At 45.0% G+C, this 16,057-nt stretch carries 14 protein-coding genes and 1 pseudogene; 8 read left to right on the top strand and 7 right to left on the bottom strand.

The window, feature by feature from the left end; genetic code table 11:
• Positions 1–20: 20 nt before the first annotated feature.
• From AAY72_RS09020 to AAY72_RS09010, 3 genes are read right to left on the bottom strand one after another with little or no spacing between them, the layout of a single operon-like run.
• Entirely contained in the window at positions 21–1,649 is a 1,629-nt protein-coding gene (locus AAY72_RS09020; RefSeq protein WP_057786958.1) for a FimV family protein, read from the bottom strand.
• A gap of 9 nt (positions 1,650–1,658) precedes the next feature.
• Entirely contained in the window at positions 1,659–2,492 is an 834-nt protein-coding gene (locus AAY72_RS09015; protein WP_057786956.1) for an outer membrane lipoprotein-sorting protein, read from the bottom strand.
• Positions 2,461–4,770 (bottom strand): RND family transporter, encoded by a 2,310-nt coding sequence (locus AAY72_RS09010; RefSeq protein ID WP_057786954.1) that lies wholly within the window; start codon positions 4,768–4,770, stop codon positions 2,461–2,463. Before AAY72_RS09010 ends, AAY72_RS09015 begins: the two co-directional genes overlap by 32 nt.
• Before the next feature lie 201 nt (positions 4,771–4,971).
• Here AAY72_RS09010 and AAY72_RS09005 point away from each other — a divergent pair.
• A pseudogene (locus AAY72_RS09005) lies at positions 4,972–5,817 on the top strand (YifB family Mg chelatase-like AAA ATPase); the annotation flags it as partial.
• A 140-nt stretch (positions 5,818–5,957) separates the two neighbouring features.
• Here AAY72_RS09005 and AAY72_RS09000 read toward each other — a convergent pair.
• Complete coding sequence (locus AAY72_RS09000) at positions 5,958–6,902, bottom strand: TauD/TfdA family dioxygenase (protein ID WP_057786952.1); 945 nt, start codon at positions 6,900–6,902, stop codon at positions 5,958–5,960.
• Positions 6,903–7,154: 252 nt separating this feature from the next.
• Here AAY72_RS09000 and AAY72_RS08995 point away from each other — a divergent pair, with 252 nt between their 5' ends.
• On the top strand, positions 7,155–8,195 hold the full coding sequence (locus AAY72_RS08995; protein ID WP_057786951.1) for a hypothetical protein: 1,041 nt from the start codon (positions 7,155–7,157) through the stop codon (positions 8,193–8,195).
• A gap of 209 nt (positions 8,196–8,404) precedes the next feature.
• Here AAY72_RS08995 and AAY72_RS08990 read toward each other — a convergent pair whose 3' ends face one another.
• A complete protein-coding gene (locus AAY72_RS08990; RefSeq protein WP_057786950.1) occupies positions 8,405–9,277 on the bottom strand; it encodes an ImmA/IrrE family metallo-endopeptidase in 873 nt (290 codons plus the stop codon).
• A gap of 1 nt (position 9,278) precedes the next feature.
• Positions 9,279–9,605 carry a helix-turn-helix domain-containing protein gene (locus tag AAY72_RS08985; RefSeq protein ID WP_057786948.1) on the bottom strand — a complete coding sequence of 109 codons (327 nt, stop codon included), beginning with the start codon at positions 9,603–9,605 and terminating at the stop codon, positions 9,279–9,281.
• A gap of 144 nt (positions 9,606–9,749) precedes the next feature.
• Between AAY72_RS08985 and AAY72_RS08980 the strand changes: the two genes are divergently transcribed.
• From AAY72_RS08980 to AAY72_RS17045, 3 genes are read left to right on the top strand one after another with little or no spacing between them, the layout of a single operon-like run.
• Positions 9,750–10,844 (top strand): multiubiquitin domain-containing protein, encoded by a 1,095-nt coding sequence (locus AAY72_RS08980; protein WP_057786946.1) that lies wholly within the window; start codon positions 9,750–9,752, stop codon positions 10,842–10,844.
• Complete coding sequence (locus AAY72_RS08975; protein WP_057786944.1) at positions 10,841–12,223, top strand: ThiF family adenylyltransferase; 1,383 nt, start codon at positions 10,841–10,843, stop codon at positions 12,221–12,223. Before AAY72_RS08980 ends, AAY72_RS08975 begins: the two co-directional genes overlap by 4 nt.
• Complete coding sequence (locus AAY72_RS17045) at positions 12,220–12,570, top strand: DUF6527 family protein (RefSeq protein WP_369815351.1); 351 nt, start codon at positions 12,220–12,222, stop codon at positions 12,568–12,570. The genes AAY72_RS08975 and AAY72_RS17045 overlap by 4 nt, the downstream gene beginning before the upstream one ends.
• Before the next feature lie 53 nt (positions 12,571–12,623).
• Here the strand turns inward: AAY72_RS17045 and AAY72_RS08970 are convergent, their stop codons facing one another.
• Complete coding sequence (locus AAY72_RS08970; protein ID WP_057786939.1) at positions 12,624–13,202, bottom strand: hypothetical protein; 579 nt, start codon at positions 13,200–13,202, stop codon at positions 12,624–12,626.
• A 152-nt stretch (positions 13,203–13,354) separates the two neighbouring features.
• On the opposite strand from AAY72_RS08970, the gene AAY72_RS08965 reads away from it, so the two are divergent.
• From AAY72_RS08965 to AAY72_RS08955, 3 genes are all read left to right on the top strand, one after another.
• Positions 13,355–13,717 carry a helix-turn-helix domain-containing protein gene (locus AAY72_RS08965; protein ID WP_057786938.1) on the top strand — a complete coding sequence of 121 codons (363 nt, stop codon included), beginning with the start codon at positions 13,355–13,357 and terminating at the stop codon, positions 13,715–13,717.
• 39 nt (positions 13,718–13,756) lie between these two features.
• Positions 13,757–14,257 (top strand): ImmA/IrrE family metallo-endopeptidase, encoded by a 501-nt coding sequence (locus AAY72_RS08960; protein WP_231728938.1) that lies wholly within the window; start codon positions 13,757–13,759, stop codon positions 14,255–14,257.
• Between the two features lie 357 nt (positions 14,258–14,614).
• Positions 14,615–16,057: a hypothetical protein gene (locus AAY72_RS08955; protein WP_057786937.1), complete on the top strand. Its 1,443-nt coding sequence runs from the start codon at positions 14,615–14,617 to the stop codon at positions 16,055–16,057.

The following is a 16,057-nucleotide window of genomic DNA, read 5'->3' as shown; positions in this document are numbered from 1 at the left end:
AAAGCCTAAATAACCAGAAATCAGAAAAAGTAGGTCAGTTGCAGCGCAAGATAATCATCACGACGCAGCCAGAACAGCGCATCTTGCGGGTTATTACTCTGAAATAGCCAACCGTTCAGGCTTAACCGCAGGCTGTCAGTCAGGCGCAGGGCGCCCTCCAGCTTGATGCTGCGGCTTTGTCGCTGATCCAGATCCTGCAGCACACCAAATAAAAACTCGGTGCCGGCAATATCATTCAGCGCCAGCCGCCAACCGAAGAACAGATCATTCTGCCCCGGCAGGGTCGCGGCCTTGCCGCGGCTATCGTACTGATATTCGGCAATCCAGCCCAGATCCCAGCTTTGCCCAAAGACGCCGACCCGGGTGTATTCAAAACCACCGGTAGCGGCAACATAGTCAAAAGGCCCGCTACGGCGGTAAATCGACTCCAGCTTCCAGAGCCAGTCGCCCTGCACCCATGACAAATCCAGCCCGTACTGCTCCATCTGGTAATAAAGTGGTCGTAACCCGGCGTTTGCGGTAGGTACTAAAACCGGCTCGCGGTTATTACCACTAAAGAAACTCAGCCCCAGATCCAAACCGGCAAAGCGCTGGCTATAGCGCAGGGCAAAGTCCAGATTATGTTTACCGGAGCTGGATTCATACCAGGCCAGGTCATGGTTTACCGGCAGCGGCGGACTAAGCCGGCCCTGTGGTGAGGGAAATAAGCGTTCGCGAAAATACGGCAGTACAAACAGATCCAGGGTGCCGGCATTCCCACTGCGTCTGAGTTGCAGCATCGGCTGCCCCAATTTAGCTTCCAGCTCAACGCCGGCGACTAGATCGCTTTGATTCAGTACATCCACCAGATGTTGTGATTCGGTTACCCCCCAGAATAGCGTATCGATACCGGCTTTAAATTCCCAACCATCACCGATATAGCGCCAGTAAGCCTGCTGCAGATCGACCAGATTGCTGTCACTGTCAGCTCTGTGCCAGCGCAAATACGGCTCCAGATTAAGCTGATGCTTGCGACTGGCATCTTCATACGACCACAGTGCGCGATAACTTAATAGCTGCGGTGAGCGCTCGGCTGCCGCCAGGCCCCGGCTTGCAAAAAAACGTTGTTCAAAACCTAACTCCTGCTGCAAACGGCTGGTGCTACTGGCAACTTGTGGTACCTGTGCGGGTGTTACTGCAGGAGACGGCGCAGGACGGGGCGTTGTTGCCACAGGTTTAGCCGGTTGTGCCGGAGGGCGGATTGGCTGCGGCAATGCCACGGCTGCCTCAGGCTCCGGCGCAGTGGCAACAGGTTCAGGTTTAGCCGGTTGGGCAGTGGCTAAGCGGGTTGGTAATTGTTGCTTCGCCAGTTCGCCGTAATACCATTGATGCGCCTGCTCCACCGGTGTGGCCAGCATTTGCTCGCGGCTTGGCACCGTTAACCGGGCGCCTTTTAGTAAATAATGCAAATTCTGGTCGCGAAATGCGGCCGGGTTGTGCTGCCACAGCGCATAGATCACCTGCGGCATCGTTACCTGCTCATCGGGGCGCGCCGCCAGCGCCAACCGCCAGAGTGTCGTATTGGCATCGACCGGCCCCAAGGTGGCAGCCTGGGCCGGCAGTTGTAATGCCCACGCCAGCAAAGCAATACAGCTAGTGCGACCTAACATCATCACTCCCTAGCGTGCCCGCTCTAAGGCAGCAACATCAAAGTCTGCTGCACTGCGGCCAGTATTAAAGCGGATGCTCTCCAGCAACAAGTCGGTACTTTTGCCGGTTTGCTGGTTTTGCATACTCAGCTTGTGCGCCCGCCAGAACTTATCCAGATACTGCCGGTAATCACTCAGCTCCAAAATTTTCAGCAGACTTTGTTTCTTGTCGTAATACTCTGCACGCATCACGCGGTAATGTTGCTGATCTACCCAGACCAGAATTTTGCTGTAGCCAGAAAAACTGTCGGTTGGCGTTTGTTCAACCACATAGCAGGTCAGCTCAGCGCAGGGCTCATCCCGCAAATAGTTAAAACTGAATTTCTCCAGCTCAAAGGACGTCATATCTTCATAGGCAAACTCACTGGCCATAAAGGGCCCGGATTTATTGCGGCTGGCAATCCGCCGTGTCCGTTTTACACTGGGTAAATACAACCATTGGTCATCTTCAGCAGTGGGATGGGAATGGGTTAGAAAAGCCGAACCGCGCACATCCAGCGGCTCATCAAAAATAGTCAGGCTTTTATCACCATCGCCCTGCACTTCCAACGCCAGGGTGCGCATGCGGCGCACACTTTCCCGGCCCTGAGCAGTGCGCAGCACCATCTGCAGTTCGCTTTCACTGTCACCCCAACCGCGGTCACGCGCCTTTTGCTCGGTGGCGATCGCCAGGCCTTTTTCAGCATCTGCCTGCGCCAGCGGGATACACAGCAGGCTAGCGGCCAGCAGCCAGCCTGTGACGCTGGCAAAACGACCTGGCTGTCGGCTGGCGTCAGATTGATTTTGTTGTGGCCGGACTAACATCGGCAGTTCTCCCTGATTTGTCGAGCTTGAGTAAACAAGCGGGTAAAAAGAATAGATCAACCAGCAGGGCGATCAAAATAATCCCTGAGGTCAGCAGGCCCATATCGGAGTTAAGCCGGAAACCGGAAAACATCAGCACTGAAAAACCGGCTACCAGTACCAGCGTGGTAATACAGAGCGCCCGGCCAACACTGTGAAAAGCATAGCGCACTGCCTGCTCGCTGTCCCGCCCCTCTTCCCGCGCATGGCGGTACTTACTGAGAAAATGTACGGTATCATCGACAATGATCCCCAGGCTCATGCTGGCCACGACCGACAATGCCAGGTTAATTTCACCGACCAGCAGCCCCCACAGGCCAAAGCCAATTAATGCCGGTACCAGATTTGGAATAATGCTGATCAGGCCAAGACGCCAGGAACGCAAGCTAACCAGCAATAGCGCTGAAATCAGCAGTAAGGCTAACGGCAAGGTGGTTAACATTGACGCCATATTACGCTCGCCGATATAGGCAAACATCAGGGCGGCACTGGCAGCGGACAGCTGATAGTCCGGCCAGTTAGCGGCAAAATAAGCCAGCGCCCGCTGCTCCAGCGCAATTAATTCTTTGCTGCCAAGGTTATACAGTGTTGCGGTTAAACGGGTAGCGCTTTTATCGATATTCAACTGATTGTTCAGATCCAGGCCAAACGGCAAGGACATTTCATATAACAGTAAGTACTGCGCCGCCTCTGCTGCTGTTTCCGGCAGGCGGTAGAAGGCCAGATCATCCTGGTGCATATTTTTATTCAGCCGCTTCAGCACATCACTGAGCGTATTGACATGCATCACTTCCGGCTGCTCTGCTAACCAGTTGCTGAAGCGTTCCAGTGCCTGCAATAATTCCGGCTGATTAACCGCGCCGGCAACGCCACCATTAAGCGCAAAATCAATACTGGTAAAGCCACTGAGGTTTTGTTCCATAAAGTCATTCGCCTGGCGGAAACTGGTGCTGCTGGCAAAGTATTTATTCGGTTCGTCATTGACGCGATTTAACGGCAGCAGCGCTGTACAAAGCAGTGTCACCAGCACGAACCCCCAAAGTAAGAGCCGCTGACGCTGAATAACCCATTCAGATAAACGCGCCATAGTGCCAGAACTTTGCTGTATGGTAGCGGCCCGTAACGGCAGAAATTGCATCAGCACCGGTAACAAAGTCAGACTAAAGACGCAGGCCAACATCACGCCCAGTGCGGTCAGATTACCCAGATCCCGTAAAATTGGCACTTCAGAGAAATTTAGCGTCAGAAAGCCTATAGCAGTGGTTACACTGGTAATCACTACCGGTTGCCAATTACGCTGCAAACTGTATTGAATAGCTTGTGATTTTGTCTTGCCATCGGCCAAAGCAAATTGCATAGATGCCAGCAAATGCACGGAGTCCGCAACGGCCAACGTCATCAGAATGGTCGGCACGTTGACGGTCGCAGTACTCATAAACAGCCCTAGCCAGCCTGCGATACCCAGGGTTGAAGTTACAGTTACCACTATTATCAACAAGGTCGCCAGCGCACCGGCGATCGAGCGCAGTAACACTGCCAGCATCAACATAATAGCCGCCAGCATTATCGGCACCAGTGCACGGACATCCTGTTCTGCCTCAGAGGCAAAGGCATAATTCAGCGCGATGATACCGGTATGGTGGAATTCGACGTTAGGATAACGCGCTGCAAATTGTGCTGATAAGTCACTGACAAATGACCAAATTTCAGTAACCTGCTGTTGCTGTGTTGGTTCAGGCAATTGCACCGTGATGTTGATCGCCGTCACCTTACCATTGGCTGCCACCAAGCGGTTCACCAGAGCCGGTTCAGCAATGGCAATGTCACGGATAACCAGACGCTCCGCAGCAGAGAGCTGCGAGTTCGGCACCAGATCGGCAACCACCAGGTCGTCGGCCTCGGCTGTGGTGTGCTGAAAATTACTCAGCGAATCAACGCGGATTGAATAGGGTGTCTGCCAGGCGGCCTCGGTATATTCGCGGATTAATTGCAACATTTCCGGTTGAAATACGTCACCGCTGCGCGGTGCTATACCAATCAGAATATTGTCGCTTTTGTTAAATTCCAGCTGCATCTGCTCAAAGGCTTGCAGCTGTGGATTATCTTTAGCAAAGAAGATCCGGTAATCACCGCGGAAATACAACTGGCCCAGCCCGATGCTGCTTAAGACTATAAAACAAAGCGATAGCGCCAGAATTAACCAGCGGCCGCGCAGGATCAGAGGCTGAACTGAAGCCATAGGGCGTACTCCATTACCGCTTACTCCATCTTTTAGAATGTGGTTAAAGTGTATATCGGAATTATCGGCCTGCCGCTGAAAAACTACAAAATTTCTGTTTGTTGAATGGCTTGCTGTGGCGCGACAACAAAAAAGCCAAAAACTTGCATTTATTTAACAATAAAATAAAATTTAATCTAACTCAGCTTGCAGGGAGCAACAATGTCACTGGCCATTATTTTTAGCCGCGCCCGCTATGGTCTGGCGGCCCCCCTGGTTACCGTCGAGGTACACCTGAGTAACGGCTTACCGGCTTTTCAGCTGGTCGGCCTGCCGGAAACCTCGGTAAAAGAAGCCCGGGATCGGGTGCGCAGCGCACTGTTAAATAGCGGATTCCAATTCCCGGACCGGCGCATTACTGTTAATTTAGCCCCTGCCGACTTACCGAAAGAAGGTGGCCGTTTTGATCTGGCGATTGCGCTGGGGATTATTGTCGCCTCTGGCCAGCTACCGGAAAAATGCACTGATCCCTTTGAATTTTGCGGCGAGCTGGCGCTATCTGGCGAAATCCGGCCGATTCTAGGCGAAATCCCGCTGGCGATTGCTTGCCGCGATGCCGGACGCGCCGCCATTTTACCGATGAGTAATGCCCAACAAGCGCAACTGATCCCTGACGCGGCCGTGCATGGCGCCACCCATTTACTGCAAGTACACAGTTTCTTATTGGCACAGCAAGCCCTGCCCGCCATTCCACCTCTGCCTGACAAACCACCAGGCAACCCGCTGGATCTGGCGGATGTGAAAGGCCAGCCACAAGCCAAGCGGGTGCTGGAACTGGCCGCTGCCGGTGAACATAATTTGCTGTTATTCGGCCCACCTGGTACCGGCAAATCGATGCTGGCACAACGCTTACCGGGGATCTTACCGCCGTTAACAGAAAGCGAAGCACTGGCAACCGCCGCTATTTACTCGATTGCCGGTATCGCCAGGGATCAGCAAGATTGGCAACAACGCCCATTTCGCTCGCCACATCATACTGCTTCTGCAGTCGCGCTGGTCGGCGGCGGGTGTCATTTTCAGCAATAATTGAGAATGGATCAGAAATAACTGATAAAGACATTAGGTATTCAGCTCACCCACCTAAATTTATTTCGGTATTAGATCCCCAGTTTTATTTAGCTAAATTAGAGTCTAATAAGATCATAACTTTAAGGATGAAGCACGTAGGAAGGCATGCCATTCGCGGGGTAACACACAGTATTATTATTAATGGCGTACATTCTTAGCAACCAACGCTTATGATCACCCACTTCTGCACGACCATGAATAGCGTTATGATTGTTAATAAATGCAATGTCTCCGGGCTTAAGCACTACATATTCATAACACTTACTGACTATAGATCTAAGTTCTTCCAATGCCGCTTCTGCAGATTCAGCATTTGAAGACATTTTGTCTACGGTTATTTTGCCATGACTGAACCTTAGTCCTTGTGGATTGTCCCTCAAAATTGGCGCGTTTATCAGTGGTTCTAAGTCTTTAAAGGTACCCTGAGGTTGTACCATAAACTGTGGTAATTTTAGTTGCTCTATTGTTTCAGGTTTCAGTAACTGCAGGACATCATCTAAGCAACAAATCTTCGTAGCCGTTCGGCCTGGATTGGACAAACATATCAAGATAACCGTGTTTGGAGAGGGTGATATTCCTTTGACACTTTCCTCTTCTACCAGTGCATGAGCTATAGCATCAGTATGGCCACGCATGTCTTTTGTTGATTTTATCGCCTGCTGGCTCTCCCCTTCCATAGGAACCAAATTAACGTATAAGCTACCTGAGTTTTCACTTCGGTAGCTGACGGGAATTTGACCTGTCTTAAGTAAAAGCTCAATAGCACGGTTCACGATATCACTGCAGAATTTATCTCCAGTGGGTGTAAAATCTTCGGGAACATCAGGTAACTGATTGACAGAAAAAACATTTTCAAAGACGACGACTGAATTTGTTTTAAGGTCAGACTTAAGATCTGAGATAAATGCATTATCAAAATCATACCCGTTATAAAGCGTTTTATCGTGAGGAGCACTAGTTGGATCGTCTGGCACTCTTTCGACTTTAAAGGGGAAGTTTTTTAAATCTACCTTTTTTACCGACATACAGCCCCCTTAAAGAGTAAAACGTCTACATTTGTCTAATTTTCATACTCAGCGTTGCTTTCTATCAAATTTAATCTATAATGTGATAGAAAGTCAAGGTAACTGTAAGCACTATTAATCTGGCTGACTACGGTTACGGATAGACGCTGTGCAGCCATTGACGCAGCCTTTTCTGTTTCTATCATAAACACAAAGGAGTCGCAAGATAGAAAAACAGGCGAGCATACTGAATAGTAAATACAGGTGAACCCCATGACTAAAAAAACGTACTTTTCCGATATAGCAGAACCATTAATTAAAGAAGAAAAAAAAGCTAGCGATAGACAGCGAAATTCATCAGCGGCACTTAGGGCGACTGCATCAAGAGCTGCGTTAATTAAAAATCAAGTGGCTCAATATCATTCAATTCCTATCGAAATAGAATCTTATGAAAACATTGCGGGAAGAGTGAGAGCATCAAATCAAAGAACCTATAGAAAATTATTAGAGCTCGCTGACGTAAAGGTGGTTAAAAATATTTACGAGCTACTATCAGTTATAAATAGCAGAAACATTGCGCTACTAAGATCAATAATAAGACATATTGATACTGAGGCCAGCAACACATCTGCCATTGATAAAATAAAGTCAGAAACAAAAGAATTTTTGCTTAAGAAAGAAAGCCACTCGCTGAAGAAAAACGATGAATTATTATCACTTGGAAAGCAGGCAATAAGAAGAACCCTATCAAAAGAGACAGGAGCTTATATTCACTATATAAAGGAAATAGGGCCATCAGGAATTTATGCAGCATCAGCATCAGAACGGCTAGCTGAAATAGAAATAATTGATAAATTAAGAAACGAAATAACAAATGCTTGCGATGAGAAAATAGCCCATTGGAAGAAATCTCTAGATATTGAATGCAGGAAAGAACATCTAGCTAGGGTAGTTGAAAATATCCAAAAGCAGTCATGCAACGGAAGTATTGGGCTTTACTCATCGGTAACATTGAAAAACAAAATAAAGGAAATGGCATCAAGATTAAACATATCGATGAATGATTTAGCATGTAAATTGGCCCAAAAGGGGGTTAGTGATATCACGGAAAACGTTCTGTATCGATGCGATAGATATTTCCATGACTTGCTAAGAAAATTTGATGAAAATGACACTGATAAAGGTGAAAAAGTAAAATGGGTAGTTAGATGTGACAAATCCACACATGCCAGAATAATATATCTAGCTAACGTAGAACAAATATCGAGCGCAAAAGCGCTAGAGAGAATACTCGAAAATTACGTAGACATGTAAAAAATATTATTTATATAACAACCCAGTGCGAAGTTATATTATTTATAATAATTCGCACTGGGTATGTATATTTAAAATGCATCTATATATCTAATTAAAATTATTCAACACCAGCTAGACATCCATCAAACAATAAAATTTGAGAGAAATTATTATTGCAGATAAAATTTGATTCTTTCAGTTCAGCATTAATCCGTTACTTCTTCTATCTAATTGATTGAATCGTTTTCTATTAATTCGTCTTCCCCTACTTGTCTTTCGGAGTCAGGGAGAACCAAAATACCCAATGTATAGCTGTATCCCTCACCAACAACTACAAAAACGTGTTCCACTAATTCCATATGCACAGGTTCTTTCGGGAGCCAAGCGTTAGCTTTGATTGTCCCGGACTTACCATCCGGAGACCAAATTGTAGTATTGAGGAGAGAGTTGACAGGGACTTCTATTGTTTCTTTAGTCGTCGCAAAATATGCTCCCGATTTGTAAGCCGCCTGGTTCGAGCATGCCCAATCAAGGAATCCATCTTTTGCTGCAACAATTATCACCCTTCCCACAGCTACATCCCTCAACTTGAGTGCTGCTGCAGTTAAACTAACGCCATATCTATCACCACAATGCTTTAAGAGATCAATTGAGATTAAGCAGCCTTCAATTTGCTTTCGAAAGTCGTCTAATGGCATAAGCAGGCTTGATGCAAATGTATCCGCTTCTTTCTCCATTAACCGATCACCCAAATCCGTACTCATGACATCTTTGGTTGCACAATTGAATTCTGATTGAAGATTTCTATGCAGCAAATAATGACCAAACTCATGCGCTAAAGTGAAACGAATCCGCCCTTCAGATGCAATTTGATCGTTGTACCCCACCATCCATTTTGTGCCTTTTGGGCTCTTAACAAGCATGCCTTCAAATTTATCTAGCGGCACAGGTCGAATATCGACAATCGGTTCTTTTGGAAACTTGTTATTAGACACTTCCAAAATCACATTTTTAATATCGACAGGAAATCTTTCTTCTCCCAAGACCGTGCGTAACAGAACAGATATGCGATTAGCCTCAGCTTTAGGATGGTTATCCATGTTAGTCACCATCATTCCACCAAGAGTCGACTATTTTTCTAATCTTTTCTTTATCACGATCATCAAGCGACTGGTATTTCCTGAAAAAGGCATTATCGACCATCCCTTCCTGGGTCTCAGTAGCTTGCTCTTCTAGTAGGTATTGAGGGCTAACACCAAGAGCCAAAGCTATTTTATTAATTTTTTCTACTGAAGGATTCGGCTTGTCTCTGTTTTCTAGCTCCCAAAGGTAACTCTTGCTTGAATCAGATAGCTCAGCAAGCCTCTCAAGAGAGATACCTAGTTCACGCCTTTTTTCGTTGATTTTTTCACCTATTTGAGATGCCACAATAACCTCCTTAAATATAACTTCCGACAAAATACCATTATAACGAACAAAAAAAAACCTGTTGACAGGAAGAAAAAATGATCAGACCATAAAGTCGAAGTTCGGGATACCGAACAAAATTAAACTTATATAGAGGCAAGCTTCATGCATATAGATCCACCAACACATAAACCGGAAAGCCCATTAGTTGTTATAAATGGTGTCCAGTTGACTATCCAAGACCGTTCACCAACAGCGCGACAGCTGCTAGTTGCAGCAAACTTAAAGCCTGCAACTGATTACATACTGATACGTTGGCCAGAGTCAGGACCAACTTTAGAATTAGGTCTCGATGAAGTGGTCCATCTACCTAATGATAGCTCGGTTACAGAGTTCATTGCGATACAAGCTGATGGCATAAAATACTTCGTTTTAGATGATGAGCGTTATGCATGGTCAGCTGTGATCAGCGAAACCGATCTTCGCCGCATAGGCCGAATCTCTGACGACTTAGAAGTTTGGTTTGAGAATCGAGACAAAAAAGATGAACAGGTTCTGCCTGGTGCGATTTTTGATCTGACTATTGGCGGCATAGAACGTTTCTATACCCGCGAGCGTGTTATTCAAACTTGGCAATTGGATGTTCACGGAGTCATGATAACGTCCGAGACCTCCTCTATCTTAGTTAAGGATGCTCTATTAAAAGCAGGTATAGATCCTAACAAAGGTTGGATTATCCGTTTGAAAGTAAAAGGTCAACCGAAACAAGTGGTAGAGCTACAAACTGTGATCGATTTGACACAGGATGGAATTGAAAGACTGCAGTTACTGCCAAAAGATATAAATAATGGTGAAAACGCTCAAGCGATAAACCGACAGTTTCATCTACTTGCTGTAGATGAGGCATACCTCAATGCTCGAGGTTGTATCTGGGAAACGATTAACGATGGTCGTCGGTGGTTGTTAATACAAAACTATACGTTACCTGCAGGATATACGGCTCTGGTCTGCACTGTGGCCATAGAAATCCCTTCCAATTATCCAATTGCAGAGATTGACATGTTTTATTGCTTCCCACCGCTAGTGAGGCTTAAAGGAGGAGTAATCCCTCAAACAGAAGCAACCCAAACAATTAATGGACGGAGCTTTCAACGTTGGTCCAGACACAGACCGTCAGGAGTTTGGAACCCAGATGTAGACTCAGTGTTATCTCATTTAGGGTTAGTCGATGAATCAATCGCCAGAGAGGTTGAACTATGAGGCGAGCCCATACTCTTGTGATCATCGATAGCATTCACCAACTCGTTAAGAAACATCTGTTTCCTGGTGATGGATTAGAGGCCGCAGCCATTCTTCTATGCAAAAGAATGACGGGCAATCAGACTAAATTATTATGCATCAAGGCAATCTATGTTCCTTATGCTGAATGCAGCAGATCTCCAGATCAATTAACTTGGCCAGGAGAGTACTTAGCACAAGCTTTAGATGAAGCTGAAAGTGAGTCCTTATCACTAATATTGATTCACTCACACCCAGGGAACCTCAATGCTTTTTCACTGGTAGATGACAGATCTGACAGATTAGTCATCCCCGAACTATTTAAAAACAGCGAAGCGGCAACTCATGGTACGGCGATAATGGTGCCAAACGGTTCGATTAAAGCACGTATGTACGACCAAAATCAGAAAATAACGCCTGTAGATTTAGTAGCCGTATATGGCACAAATACTGAATTTTTTTGGGATAACTCTGACAACAATAAGCGACCGCTAGCGTTTACCGAAGAAATGCGTAACGAGTTGAGTAAATTGACAGTTGCGGTCATCGGTTGCTCAGGCACAGGTAGTATTACAGCGGAGCAATTGGCAAGGATAGGGATCGGCAAAATAATTGCCGTAGATTTTGATCAGGTCGAAAAACGAAATTTAAATAGAATCCTTAACTCAACAATCGCCGACGCGGAGTGCTCTGCATTTAAAGTTGATGTATTCAAAAGAGCTGCCAGCACTTTTCGGTCAGACTTAGTAGTAGAAAATCTAGCGAAGTCAGTCGTGTCTAGGGAAGCAGTTATAGCGATTGCTGACGCAGATATCATCTTCAGTTGTGTTGATAGTTTAATAGGTCGAGCAATCTGTGATCTTATGTCACAGGCATTTCTACAACCTTTATATGATGTGGGCGTCACAATCCCAGTTGGCAAGCTCGGTCACGATCGAACCATGTCTATTATAGACATAAATGGTCGAATCGATTATGTAAAACCAGGTGGAGCTACACTGAAGGACCGCGACGTCTATGACTCAAAATCTTTAGCGGCAGAAGAATTAAAAGAAAGAGACCCTTTAGCTCATGCTGAGCAGGTCAAAGCGGGTTACATGCCCGGGTCTACAGAACAAGCTCCATCAGTGATTTCAGTCAATATGTTAGCAGCCAGCTTATGCGTCCAAGAATTTATCGCTCGTCTTTATCCGTTTAGATTAGACTGCAACGATAAATACGCGCGTACTCTATTTTCACTGGGAGAAGGCGAATTTGAATATTTTAGTGAAAATTCTTTTGAGCACATAAACCAAAAGATACTTGGTTCAGGATTGAACGAACCATTGTTAGGTTTGCCTGTATTGGGTGAGAATTCATGAAGCGACTACTTAATTTCATAAAATCTATCAAGAACTGGTTCATTGGACTTTGGCGTCCAACATACCGAGTCAAAAAAATTAATGGTGACACCCTTCCACATAAAATTTCAGATTATCAACTAATTCATCTAATTGATGACGGTGAGAGCTGGTCTGCTGCTCTGGTTTGCCCGTGTGGATGCGGCGATATTTTGCAACTAGCTCTATTTGAAGATGCGAGTCCTCGTTGGAATTTATCTGTCGATAACGACGGACGGCCTTCCTTGCATCCCTCTGTTTGGAGGAAGACGGGTTGTAAAGCTCATTTTTGGTTGAGGGATGGCAGGGTATACTGGTGTGGTAACTAATTAACACCTGTATTTCCAGAGAAGGATTAACACAACTTTTTTATCTGTAAGGATTAGTCTGCAAGCTCTTCACACAGAACTTCTTTGTTACCACTTGAAGTCAAAGCGTACTGAGCTGAACTTAAAAATCTCGGCTCCAGGTGGCTAAGCTTTAGATAGAACTCTTGTGTCCGTAGTTTAACTAAGTTGTGATCTTTACATTCACCTTGTGCATCTTGGCCACTGTATTCATTGTACCGACTCATTTTCAAATGCATCAACTCATGATAGAGAACTACAGGCCGCTTCGCCTCATCAAAAAGAGTCGACTTATCTATAGCGATAATGGGACGTGAACCTGACTTATTTGCAAATGCAGAAGGGTCGTCAATCAACAAACCAATCCATCTTCTAAATGGGCTATGCTCTAAAATAATAAAGTCGATTTTGTTATTCGCGTCTGCATTACATACCCAACTATCATATTTGCATAAGGTACTAATAGTGCCCTGTATCAACTCATTTTCTTCATACGAAGCTTCTCTATCTCCTTGAAAAACTGATCCATCAGGTCCTACGCAAGATATTACGGTGAGAATGACGAGGGCGATGATCAAGCTGATTGCTTGTCCTGATAATTTGATACCGCTCAAATGACCTCCGGTTATCAATAAGCTGTGAGCATCCTAGACAGGCAGGAGGAAAACCTGATCTAGAAATAAATTAACCAAAACAGGTTGATTTATTCTAAATTTGGGTTATCTTACAGGTAATTGTACATAATTCAAGTCTGAGGAGATACACCATGCTCACCCCTTTTGGAAAGGAAGTAAGGAAACTTCGTATTGATCAAGGGTTATCATTGAAAGACATGGCTACAGCAATAGGAGTTAGTTCTGCATATATATCTGCGGTTGAAACAGGTAAGAAGAACATAACCGATGAACTAGTGCTCTCGATATGCAAAATATTACACATTGACGCAGAACAGATGCAGGAGCGCATGAAAGAGCTTGCCGAAGCATCTAAAGACAAAGTCTCTATAGATTTGGATGGCCGGTGTGAGAAAAGAAGGGAGGTTGCAGCCGTGTTTGCACGTAACTTCGATAAATTTGATAGTAATGACTTAGATAGTTTTCTGAACATCCTTCGCGATAAGAATAGATAGAGGTCATTTTTGTACTTAAATGCCGTGAAAGTCCCACCGATGAAAAGATACCAAATTAGAGAGGTTGCTTTAGACATCAGATCAAAGTTTGGTATTTTCGGGGGACGCTTTCCCATCATCGACTTTATAGAGTTTGTTCTTCCCAAAGTGATGACTAATTTTGAGTTTAGTGTGGAAGATGGTGAGAGTTTGGGCGATAACCATGGGCTGACCTATCCAGATGACCGGATCATTATCTTGCGAGAAGACGTCTACCATGGAGCAATAGCAGGTAACGGTAGAGACAGAATGACCGCAGCCCATGAACTAGGCCATTTACTGTTACACAAAAATATCCCATTAGCAAAGTCAGACAACAAAATACAAGCATTCGAATCCAGCGAGTGGCAAGCAAACTGTTTTGCGGGTGAACTATTAATCCCTTTTGAACAGCTCAACGTTGATGGCGATTTACAGGATATTGCAAATTTTTATGGAGTATCTTTAGAAGCAGCAAGGTACCAGGTAGCAATTAAAAGAAAGAATATTGTTCGAAGTTGAGATGTTTGCGTCAACAAACATCTCAACCCAACGTAGCTATCTTAGGGAAGCTACATTGTTGTGCATACCGAAAAGCATGCTAATACTAGCACAAACCTCATGCATAGCAAGAAAATCCCCCTAAGTAAGGAGGTGACATATGTATGACTACACAGTCGAAAATTCATGTGCCGGATGGCATGAAATTGATTTTCAGACGCTTTCGCACATGCCCTAAAACAGGTAAACAACTTGATGCAAGAACGTTTGGCATCAAAGCGTGGCCAATTTTAGTATCGGCGTAAGCGTTATTCCCTTCTGAGTGAGCGTTAATCGCTCACTCAGAAGGGATATTTATCTGTTCAAGGGGTTTGTAGTATGAGTATTAGACAAGCTGTCAATCTAAAAAATTTTATTCCCGATGAGCGCATATGGGTCATTGTTCTGGTAACAACGTATGTAAGGAAAAAGCATTCAGACCCTATGGTGTCTGAGGTCGCCGTGGCTTTAGCACCTACAATTAACCAAGATTTGGAAGCTGTAAAAAAAGAGCCTGTTGCAAAGTATGACCGTAGTTCTATCCGGTTATCTTGGATTCCGGTACGATTTTTGAGGGTCATACTTAACGGTTCCCTATGGCAAGGAAAAGACAATGCCAGATGTCTATTCATTCCCTCGGCAAATTTAGATACGTTCTCCGTTGATTTTCCCAAAAACCCGCAAGTAATTGATTTAGGTATGTCGAAATATACCGACACTTTTGGGGACAGTTACTCATATGTTGTCCCATACATATACCCGCTCGGTCCCGGACTCAATTCTAAAGCGCTCCTACTACAGCTATCAAATAACCAGAAAATGCTTATTCCATGTTCAGAAATTCTCCGGGCAGAATATGGAGCGTCCCCTATGATTATCGAAGCCATTTTAGGTGGTTGGTTCGAGAATGCTGACACTATAGAGAATCTGATCAATGTAAGTAAGACCGAAGATTTAGATTTTGAGCGTGAAGGGGGTAATGAACATAAACCGCATATCCATCTTGCTGCCGGAATGTCGCGTCATAACAAAAGAGCTCTGGCTCTGCTATGCAGTATTTACCATGACGATTACACAAAGCTTCAAGTAAAAGCGTGCTGGAGCGGTCTAGTGAAAGAACCTGCAAATCGAAGAGTCTATGCCATTACTCCTCCATCTTTTGGCTGGGTGCAACTCAAAACCACTGGGTTTTGGATGCCTTTGAAAACAGGTGAACGCTTATATTTTGTATCGTCAATAAGAGCGTCGACATGCACACTTCCAATACTAGATTTTACTTGGCGTGCAGACAATGATAATGAGCAAGTCGATACAGAAGAGGATGAATTGCCTTCAGCATATCCAAACAGGCCAAAAGAACAAGGCCACGATTTGGTCGCTGAAGAGCTTGAAATATCGGATGTGGAAACGTCAACACGTAAGTCTCCAATACTCATTGATGTTCCTGAAGTCGAACATTCTGACATACAAAATATTAATGCAGAAAAAGTAAAAAAGACGTCGCAAAACTACCAAAACGATAAACCAACAATTCCCCCCACTCCAACAAACAAATTGGGCCCACAGTCAGGAGGACAAGGGAATGAAGATGCAACGACGCCTGAGTACAACGAAGATCCTCTTTGGGAGGCCCCAGAACCAAGGATATCGAAAAATATACTCAATTTTATATCGGCATTTAAAGACATGTACGAACAGAGTAGCGATAAGAGTGAGATATCGGATTTAGGGATAAAAACGTTTCAGCGTCCAGGATACTTTCTAAATAATTGTTCCAAATAG

The sequence above is a fragment of the Alishewanella sp. WH16-1 genome, from assembly GCF_001441695.1.
Classification (GTDB): domain Bacteria; phylum Pseudomonadota; class Gammaproteobacteria; order Enterobacterales; family Alteromonadaceae; genus Alishewanella; species Alishewanella agri.
The sequence above is the reverse complement of the archived record's forward strand: the minus strand, read 5'-3'. Positions and strand labels throughout refer to the sequence as shown.